We start from the raw sequence: 2,520 nt of genomic DNA on the forward strand, positions 1-2,520 counted from the left end.
ACTCGCGCAGAGCCCGGCCATGCTCATCGCCTGCCGGGTCGTCCAGGGCATCGGCGTCGGCGGCCTCAGCGCCCTCGGACAGGTCATCATGGCGGCGATGGTCTCCCCGCGCGAGCGTGGCCGCTACAGCGGCTACTTCGGCGCGACCTTCGCGGTCGCAACCGTCGGCGGTCCGCTGCTCGGCGGGGTGATCACCGACACCGACTGGCTCGGCTGGCGCTGGTGCTTCTACGTCGGCGTCCCCTTCGCCCTGATCGCGACGCTGGTGATCCAGAAGACGCTGAAGCTGCCCGCAGTCGGGGTCCCCCATGCCGAAGGCCAGGGGCGGAAGGTGCGGATCGACTGGACCGGCGCGTTCCTCATCAGCACGGCGGTGTCACTGGTGCTGATCTGGGTGACGTTCGCGGGTGACAAGTACGCGTGGGCGTCCTGGCAGACGTTCGCGATGGTCGGTGGGGCGCTGGTCCTCGGCTCGGCCTTCCTCTACGTCGAGACCCGCGCGAGCGACCCGGTCATCCCGCTGCGGCTGTTCCGCAACCGCACCATCGCGCTCACCTCGCTGGCGTCCCTCTTCGTCGGTGTCTCGATGTTCAGCGGCACGGTGTTCTTCAGCCAGTACTTCCAGCTCGCGCGCGGCCAGTCCCCGACGATGTCCGGGGTGATGACCATCCCCCTGATAGCGGGCCTGTTCGTCTCCTCCACCGTCTCAGGGCAGATCATCACCCGCACCGGCCGCTGGAAGTTCTGGCTGGTCAGCGGTGCCGTACTGGTGACAGCGGGCCTCGGACTGCTCGGCACGATGCGCTACGACACCGAGTACTGGCACCTGGCCGTCTATATGACGGTCATGGGCCTCGGCCTCGGCATGATGATGCAGAACCTCGTCCTCGCCACCCAGAACCAGGTGGCCGCCCAGGACCTCGGCGCGGCTTCCTCGATGGTGACCTTCTTCCGTTCCCTGGGCGGCGCGGTCGGCGTCTCCGCCCTCGGCGCACTGCTGGGCAGCCGGGTCTCCCAGCATACGGAGCACGGGCTCGCGGAACTGGGCCCCAGGGGCGCGGCGCTGGGCAGCGGCACCGCCGAGGGCGGCATACCGGATCTGGCGGCGCTGCCGGAGCCGCTGCGTACGGTGGTGGAGGGGGCGTACGGGCACGGGATCGGCGATGTCTTCCTCTACTCCGCGCCGCTGGCCCTCCTCTCCTTCCTGGCGATTCTCTTCATCAAGGAGGTCGCACTCAGGAGCCATACGGTCCGGGAGTCCTCGCTCTCCGACGCATGAGCGGAAGGGGTCGGGCGGAAGGGGCCGGGAAAGAGCGGCAGAGGAGGCAGGGCAGGAGGGACAAGGCCGGAGGGACAGGGCGGGAAGCACAGAGCGGGCGAGACAGCGCAGCGGACGCAGGGCGGGAAGCGCAGGGCAGGGCAGGGCACCGGGCTACTCCCGGCCGGCCATCGCCTCGATCCCCGCCACCAGCAGGTCCAGCGCGAACTCGAAGTCCCGCTCACGCATCTCCGCCACCGTGTCCCCGCCCCGCGCTTCCATGATCTTTGTCGAGCTGGTCAGGAACTCCCCGAAGTCCGACTGCGAGGTCACCGCCCCCATCGCCTGCTGGTAGTACTCGTCCTGCGTCATCCCGGAGGCGCGGCACCGCTGGATGAAGTGCCCTTCCATCGTGCCGAACCCGTAAACGAACTGGAACACCGCCGCCAGCCCGCCCATCTGCCCGTGCGGCGGCAGCCCGGTGCTCCGCATCACCTGCTGCACGGTCAGCGAGAAGGCCATCGAGTGGGGCCCGATATTGAGGAAGGTGCCGGCCAGCCGTGACACCCAGGGGTGCCGGACCAGTACGCCCCGGTACTCGGCCGCGAGGGTGCGGAGCTGCTCGCGCCACCGCTCCGGGTCGCTCACATCCGGCAGCCGGATGGTGCCGAGGACGGAGTCCAGGGCCAGTTCCAGCAGGTCGTCCTTGGTGTCCACGTACCAGTAGACCGACATCGCGGTGACATTCAGCTCGCCCGCCAGCCGCCGCATCGAGAACCGGGCCGCGCCATCCGCGTCCAGGAGCCGTACGGCCGCGTCGACGATCCTGGCGCGGTCGAGCCCGGAGGAGTGCCCCTGCTTGTGACCGCGCTCCTCCTTGCCGTCCAGCCACACACTGGTCCGCACGGGCCCCTTCGCGCGGTCGGCCGCACTCACCATCGCGCCACCCTCCTCGCCGTATCCACCACCATCACGCCACCCTCCTCGCCGCACTCACCATCGCACCGGCCGCCTCGCCCATGGACCAGGGTGCCTCCCGAAGGCCCGGCAGCGCCGGAATGGGAACTTTCACCTGGTCCCGATGCTATGCCGCCGTCCTGGTGGAGTCTGCCCGCTCCGCCCGCCTCAGCAGCAGCGCGGCCAGCAGCCCACCGGCGAGCACCGCCACCGCCCCGACCAGCTGGCTTGTCTCAAGACCGGAGGCGAAGGCGTCGGAGATCCGCTCCCGTTCACCCTCGCTGCCCGCAGCCGCGAGCGCGGCG

2 protein-coding genes are annotated in these 2,520 nt (G+C 70.0%); one reads left to right on the forward strand and one right to left on the reverse strand.

The window, feature by feature from the left end:
• Positions 1-1,279, forward strand: a 1,279-nt coding sequence (locus ACWF94_RS38485; protein WP_453499621.1) for an MFS transporter, incomplete at its 5' end; no start/stop codon positions are given.
• Between the two features lie 153 nt (positions 1,280-1,432).
• Here the strand turns inward: ACWF94_RS38485 and ACWF94_RS38490 are convergent.
• Complete coding sequence (locus ACWF94_RS38490; RefSeq protein WP_453499623.1) at positions 1,433-2,197, reverse strand: TetR/AcrR family transcriptional regulator; 765 nt, start codon at positions 2,195-2,197, stop codon at positions 1,433-1,435.
• Positions 2,198-2,520 lie beyond the last annotated feature (323 nt).

It is taken from the genome of Streptomyces sp. NPDC055078 (assembly GCF_053607985.1).

Bases quoted from the DNA above. Each gene is read 5' to 3' on its own strand.
- ACWF94_RS38490 (WP_453499623.1), bottom strand. From the start codon at position 2,197: ATGGTGAGTGCGGCCGACCGCGCGAAGGGGCCCGTGCGGACCAGTGTG.